At 55.5% G+C, this 5643-nt stretch carries 7 protein-coding genes, 1 tRNA gene and 1 pseudogene; 2 read left to right on the top strand and 7 right to left on the bottom strand.

The window, feature by feature from the left end; all coding sequences use genetic code 11:
• Nucleotides 1–99: pseudogene (locus ACESMB_RS14490) on the bottom strand (sulfurtransferase TusD); the annotation flags it as partial.
• Between the two features lie 110 nt (nt 100–209).
• Nucleotides 210–905 carry a Bax inhibitor-1/YccA family protein gene (locus ACESMB_RS14485; RefSeq protein WP_372927254.1) on the bottom strand — a complete coding sequence of 232 codons (696 nt, stop codon included), beginning with the start codon at nt 903–905 and terminating at the stop codon, nt 210–212.
• A 219-nt stretch (nt 906–1124) separates the two neighbouring features.
• Here ACESMB_RS14485 and ACESMB_RS14480 point away from each other — a divergent pair.
• A tRNA-Ser gene (locus tag ACESMB_RS14480) sits at nt 1125–1215 on the top strand.
• A gap of 341 nt (nt 1216–1556) precedes the next feature.
• Here ACESMB_RS14480 and hemH read toward each other — a convergent pair.
• From hemH to ACESMB_RS14460, 4 genes are all read right to left on the bottom strand, one after another.
• Nucleotides 1557–2666 carry a ferrochelatase gene (hemH, locus tag ACESMB_RS14475; RefSeq protein WP_372927253.1) on the bottom strand — a complete coding sequence of 370 codons (1110 nt, stop codon included), beginning with the start codon at nt 2664–2666 and terminating at the stop codon, nt 1557–1559.
• 42 nt (nt 2667–2708) lie between these two features.
• A complete protein-coding gene (locus tag ACESMB_RS14470; protein WP_372927252.1) occupies nt 2709–3140 on the bottom strand; it encodes a TIGR01244 family sulfur transferase in 432 nt (143 codons plus the stop codon).
• 97 nt (nt 3141–3237) lie between these two features.
• Nucleotides 3238–3663 (bottom strand): DUF6691 family protein, encoded by a 426-nt coding sequence (locus tag ACESMB_RS14465; RefSeq protein ID WP_372927251.1) that lies wholly within the window; start codon nt 3661–3663, stop codon nt 3238–3240.
• A 3-nt stretch (nt 3664–3666) separates the two neighbouring features.
• On the bottom strand, nt 3667–4107 hold the full coding sequence (locus ACESMB_RS14460) for a YeeE/YedE family protein (RefSeq protein ID WP_372971931.1): 441 nt from the start codon (nt 4105–4107) through the stop codon (nt 3667–3669).
• Nucleotides 4108–4494: 387 nt separating this feature from the next.
• On the opposite strand from ACESMB_RS14460, the gene ACESMB_RS14455 reads away from it, so the two are divergent.
• Nucleotides 4495–4914 (top strand): phasin family protein, encoded by a 420-nt coding sequence (locus ACESMB_RS14455; protein ID WP_372971930.1) that lies wholly within the window; start codon nt 4495–4497, stop codon nt 4912–4914.
• A gap of 23 nt (nt 4915–4937) precedes the next feature.
• On the opposite strand, the gene ACESMB_RS14450 is transcribed toward ACESMB_RS14455, so the two are convergent.
• The gene (locus tag ACESMB_RS14450) at nt 4938–5567 is read right to left on the bottom strand and encodes a TetR/AcrR family transcriptional regulator (RefSeq protein WP_372971929.1); all 630 of its coding nucleotides are present in this window, start codon (nt 5565–5567) and stop codon (nt 4938–4940) included.
• Between the last annotated feature and the right edge of the window lie 76 nt (nt 5568–5643).

Here is a 5643-nt window from a genome sequence, read left to right as displayed (position 1 = left end):
GACCGTCGCCCTGGCAAAAGCCAGCGCTGTCTGGGGCGCCTGAGTGGAATAGGGGGCGCCGGTAATAACCAGTGTGAACGAAAGTGCGGGGGAAGACATCTCGTTGCTCATCAGGGCTTCTTGCGTGTTTCGTAAAGACAGCCAGTTTACCTTAAATTAAAAACCCCGGCTTAACCGGGGTTTTGTTTAGCGAAAGACTGCCATTGCGATCAATCTTCGCCGCTGAACGCCATCAACAGGTGCAGAAGGCTGACGAACAGGTTGTAGATGGCCACGTAAAGACCAACCGTAGCGATGACGTAGTTGCGCTCACCACCGTTGATGATCCGGCTTGTTTCAAACAGGATCATGATGGATGCAAAGATCGTGAAGCCGGCGGATACCGCCAGATGCAGGATGGAACTTTGCATGAAGAAAGCCAGCAACATCGCACCAATCAGCACGAACGCACCAGCGGTCAGGAAGCTGGACATGAAGCTGAAGTCTTTCTTGGTGATGATCGCCGTTGCCGAGAGGCCGACAAACGCAGTGGCTGTCAGAGCCAGAGCATTAGCGACAACCTGCGAGGCTCCCGCTGCCACCATCTGACCGATGATCGGGCCGAGGGTGAAGCCCATGAAGCCTGTCAGGGCGAACGTGGTTACAATGCCCCAGGGGCTGTTCTTCAGTTTATAGGTCGCGAACAGCAGGCCAATGTAGCCCACGATCGTGATCAGGAAACCCGGATGGGTACCGTTCATGTTCAGGAACGCAGTCAGTGCGGAGAACGCAAGGGTCATTCCCAACAACATGTAGGTGTTGCGCAGGACGTTCATCGCATCCGCGCTGACACCCGTCGCCCGACCTTGTTCAGAGGTCGAATAGGCACCCCGGTTCTGCTGGACGCCAAATCGTCTGTCTTCCATCGTCATCTCCGTCTGTGGGTCACAACTGTTTGAATCTAACACTCATCATAATGCCACATACACAACTTTCAATCATTTACGACAGAAAAGGGCTCTCTGGATTCCATTAAATGGAGTTAATAAAACCGCGGAAACTTTTCGGTATGGCCAGGGCGTTGACAGCAAAAGGAATTCCGGTATCATGCTCTCCGCTGTCGCAATGACGGCTGTGGAGAAAACGGTGGGCTGGCAGAGTGGCTTAATGCAGCGGTCTTGAAAACCGCCGACGGTTAGTAGCCGTCCCGGGGTTCGAATCCCTGGCCCACCGCCACTTTCTCTCACTTTCCTGTTCGATTTCTTCCCGGCAAGCCCCTTTACTTCGTTCGTTATAACCGTTGGATTAAACGTTGTTCGTCCCCATAATAGTTGTATAGCCAGAGGGGATTAAAAAATGCAGAACGCCAAAGCCGACCAGAGAACCGAGAACGTTCGTCACGAACGCAAGTTTTCAGTATCTGCCAATCGTGGTAGGGCGAGCCATAAAGTGCGGTATGTCGAGGCCGGGGGTGCTGCGGTGGATACGGAAGAGTGTACTTTCTGCCAGTCAGTACCCGATCTTTCCTCCGGGAGCCCTGCAAAAAACAGCACTCCCTGAGGAAAAACCGGTTTAGGTCACAAATCCCTGCCCGGGTACTGCGCCTGTTTCTGGTCTTCTGCAAGCTTGAGGCGCTTGGCCAGCTCCTCCGGCTCGTTGGTCGGCACCTTCCAGCCCTGCAGATTTTCCTCAATCAATTGCGTGAGTGCAGAGATGTGCCCTGGCGTTGCGTTGAGAGCGGGGATGTAACTGAAGCCTTCACCGCCTGCTTCCACAAAGTACTCACGGTTTTCTTCGTCTATTTCCTCGACCGTTTCCAGGCAGTCCGACGAGAAGCCGGGGCAGAACACATCAATGGACTTCACGCCCTTGCCGGGCAGTGATTTCAGGGTTTCATCGGTGTAGGGCTGCAACCACTCTTCCCGGCCAAAACGGGACTGGAACGTGGTCATATAGTCTTCCTTCGCCAGCCCGAGGCGTTCTGCCAGCAGCCGCGAGGTCTTGTGGCATTCGCAATGGTAGGGATCGCCCTTTTTCAGATACTTCAACGGAACGCCGTGATAGGAGAGAACCAGCTTTTCGTTACGCCCGTGCTCGTTCCAGTGTGCCTGTATGTGGTTTGCCATGGCTTCGATGTAGGGCGGGTAGTCCGGATAATGGGAAACGAACCGCAGGTCCGGTAGCCAGCGCCGTTTAGTGAAGTCATGGGCGATGGCGTCAAATGTCGATGCAGAGGTAGAGGCCGAGTACTGCGGATACAGCGGCAGCACCAGTAACTGGCGGACCCCCTGGGCCTGCATTTCATCCAGAACTTTTGAAATGCTCGGGTTGCCATAGCGCATGGCGAAGCCAACCACGATGTTGTTACCGTACTTTGCCTGCAGCTCCCTGCGAATGCCTTCTGCCTGGTTGGCGGTATGCGTCAGCAGGGGAGAGCCCTCTGGCTGCCAGACGCTGGCATAGGCTTTGGCAGAGCGACTGGGCCGGATCCGCAGAATAATGCCGTGCAGGATCAGCCACCAGATCGGGCGTGGCACTTCAACCACCCTGGGATCCCAGAGAAATTCCGCCAGGTAGCGGCGCAGGGCGGAAGAGGTTGGAGCATCCGGAGTGCCCAGATTGGTGACCAGTACCCCGGTTTTTTCCGGATGGTCATGGCGAAAGTTGGCGGTACCCTTGTACTGCATGGTGCTGAATCCTGGTAGCGTTGGTGTCCGGGCGGAGAGTGATCAGGATTGTCTGGAAGCCTGCTCAGCCATTCTCGCTGCCAGACCGCCAATGTCATAGCCGGCGTTACGGGCTTTACTGACGATATCCTGTGCGGGTTCGGAACGGGCCGAACTCAGCGCCCAGAGAACGGTACAGCGTGTTCCCGAGCGACAGAAAGCCAATACGGGTTTGTCAGCCTCCCGGATCATCGTATCGAACCGGTCTACGTCGTTATCCAGAATATTGCCGGACTCCACGGGCATGTACACCCACTCCATGCCGTGCTCGCGGGCCGCGGCTTCTATATCCGTCATGGCAGGTTGCCCCGCTTCTTCACCGTCCGGCCGATTGGCCACGAGCGTTCTGAAACCCAGTTTTGCCGCCTCGGCTATGTCGTCAACCGACAACTGTGGGGCTACGGAGATTGTTTCATCAATGCGCCTGATGTCCATTTGAGATCCTCTAACCAGTCGTAAAAATGCCAATGCATAATGCCACAGTGAGCCCTCCGGTGTCAGAGGGGCTTCAGAGTTGGCGCCGCAGGGCCTTTCATTTCGCTACCCTGTTTTTCTCGATCACTTCGAACAGTCCCATGCCGGCGACCATTGCCACTACGAAGACCAGGGCGCCGGCTTCCCCTGCACCCAGAGCCACCAGCCCCGGCCCGGGACAGAAACCGGCCAGCCCCCAGCCTGCGCCGAACATGACGCTGCCAACCACCAGTCGTTTATCGAGGCGGTCTGAAGCAGGCAGGCGCATGTCGAAGCCCAGGAAGGACACCGTCCGCTTTTTAGCGACGGTAAAGGCGAACAGTCCTACAAGAATGGCGCCACCCATTACAAAGGCGAGAGATGGATCCCATTGCCCGGCGATATCGAGAAAACCCAGTACTTTTTCCGGGTTGGCCATGCCACTGATAAGCAGCCCAAGCCCAAACAGAAGGCCCGCGCCGAATGAAGCAAGTTTGAATTTCATCGATCAGGCTCCTGCAATCAGGTGGCGGATGATATACACGGTTATGAAACCGGCTGCCATGAAGGTCAGGGTTGCAAACAGCGAACGTGCAGACAGCCGCGACAGCCCACAAACGCCGTGACCACTGGTGCAGCCGGAGCCGTAGCGGGTGCCGATACCAACAAGCAGGCCTGCCACGATAAGGGCAGGGTAGCCTGCTTTGATTTCAATCGGGGGCAGGTCTGCCAACGCCATCCAGATCAGTGGCGCCGCAAACATCCCGGCCAGAAAAGCGACACGCCAGAGCACATCCTGTTTCTGCGGTGCCAGAAGGCCGCCGAGTATACCGCTGATACCGGCAATTTTTCCGTTCAGCAGTATGAACGCGGCAGCGGACAGACCAATAATGATCCCGCCTGCCAGCGCAGACCAGGGGGTGAAATTATCCCACGCCACGTCAATCATAGGGTTGCCCTCCAGAAGATAGAACTATAGATATGCTTTTAGGTAATAACTATATATCTATTTTAAGGCACAAAAAAGCCCGGCGCGAATGGCCGGGCAGAGGCGTGCGAGTAGTATCCATGAAAGACTTCCAGACAAACCGGCATCAGCAGGGATACCGGTACTATGAAGTATTGACCATATTTTGAACACTTCAAGCCAGCGAACGATTGGTTTGATCACATTTTTTCATATTGAATGTGTTCTTATACTGAAGCCCTGCGTGGTGGGGTTTACAGAGCAGTCCTGAATATTCGGCTGCGGAGGATTTGCGGTTGCTGACTGAAATTCCGGGCCTGCTGTAATACAATCACGGGCAACAGAAAGTTATGTCCTCCGAGGTTTTGCATGTCTGACGAAAACGAGAACAAGCCGGAAAACGACGAACAGCTGGCAGGCAGGATCAAAGGTTCTGCCAGGCAGATCTGGCTGGCCGGGCTGGGAGCCTACACCAAGGCCGAGGAAGACGCCGGCAAGTTTTTCGATCGGCTGGTGCAGGAAGGTGAGCAGCTGGAAAGCAAAACCCGTGGCGTTGTGGAGAAGCACGTCCGCACCGTGGAAGATCGCGTGGGGGATGTGCGGGAAAAAGCAACAGGAACCTGGGACAGGCTTGAAAATCTGTTTGACGAGCGGGTATCGGGCGCTCTGCGACGCCTGGGTATTCACCGGCGCGAGGACATCGAAGCCTTGGAGCGCAGGATTCAGGCACTTGAAGCCGAACTCGTCCGCTTACGGGAAGAAACGGAAGACCGTTCCGAAGAAGAATGAACCGTCAGCAGTCTCATGGCCATTCACAGGTAATCCCGGCTCATCAGATAAATCTGTTCTTTCTCCTCCGGCCCGAGATAGGGCAACAGCAGGTACATCATCTGGTAAACACCACGGCCGGGATCCATGGATTCCCGGTCTTCCAGATGTGACAGGCTGTCGAAGCTGCTCCAGTAACAGGCTGTCAGGGTCAACTGGTCGCACAGGGCATCCATCTCTCCATCGGTGATTTCCATGATGCCCTGGCGGCGGAAACTCTCACAGATCGTCCTGAAGCCACTGGTTTTCTTTTTGAGTATGCGCCGGAAGCGCGTCTGTAACTGATCGTACCGCGACAGTACGTTTACCAGGTCCTGGTAGAGGAAGCGGTAGCGGGCAACGGTTTCGAACAGAATGTGGAGGAAGAAACTCTGCTGTTCCAGACTGATATCCGCATCCGCGGGTACGGCCAGGAGATCGTGCATCTCGTGTTCGTAACTGGTGAACAACTCCCCGACAATGTCCCCCTTGCTCTTGAAATGGTAATAGAGGTTGCCGGGTGATATGTCCAGTTCGTCCGATATAAGCAGGGTGGTGACATTGGGCTCGCCGATGCTGTTAAACAGCATCAGGCTCGCCTGGAGTATCCGGTCGCGGGTTTTGATTTTTTTCATGTCGCGGCCTGGAAGAGGGTCAGATGTCGAAGCTGGCCCACACCGGACAATGGTCCGAGGGCCGCTCCATGGCACG

Source organism: Marinobacter sp., assembly GCF_041686475.1.
GTDB lineage: Bacteria > Pseudomonadota > Gammaproteobacteria > Pseudomonadales > Oleiphilaceae > Marinobacter.
The sequence above is the reverse complement of the archived record's forward strand: the minus strand, read 5'-3'. Positions and strand labels throughout refer to the sequence as shown.

What these genes read in the sequence shown, in the direction of transcription:
- ACESMB_RS14470 (WP_372927252.1), bottom strand. Translation starts at nt 3,140, where the DNA reads ATGGACATCAGGCGCATTGATGAAACAATCTCCGTAGCCCCACAGTTG.
- ACESMB_RS14455 (WP_372971930.1), top strand. Translation starts at nt 4,495, where the DNA reads ATGTCTGACGAAAACGAGAACAAGCCGGAAAACGACGAACAGCTGGCA.
- hemH (WP_372927253.1), bottom strand. Translation starts at nt 2,666, where the DNA reads ATGCAGTACAAGGGTACCGCCAACTTTCGCCATGACCATCCGGAAAAA.
- ACESMB_RS14460 (WP_372971931.1), bottom strand. Translation starts at nt 4,107, where the DNA reads ATGATTGACGTGGCGTGGGATAATTTCACCCCCTGGTCTGCGCTGGCA.
- ACESMB_RS14465 (WP_372927251.1), bottom strand. Translation starts at nt 3,663, where the DNA reads ATGAAATTCAAACTTGCTTCATTCGGCGCGGGCCTTCTGTTTGGGCTT.
- ACESMB_RS14485 (WP_372927254.1), bottom strand. Translation starts at nt 905, where the DNA reads ATGGAAGACAGACGATTTGGCGTCCAGCAGAACCGGGGTGCCTATTCG.
- ACESMB_RS14450 (WP_372971929.1), bottom strand. Translation starts at nt 5,567, where the DNA reads ATGAAAAAAATCAAAACCCGCGACCGGATACTCCAGGCGAGCCTGATG.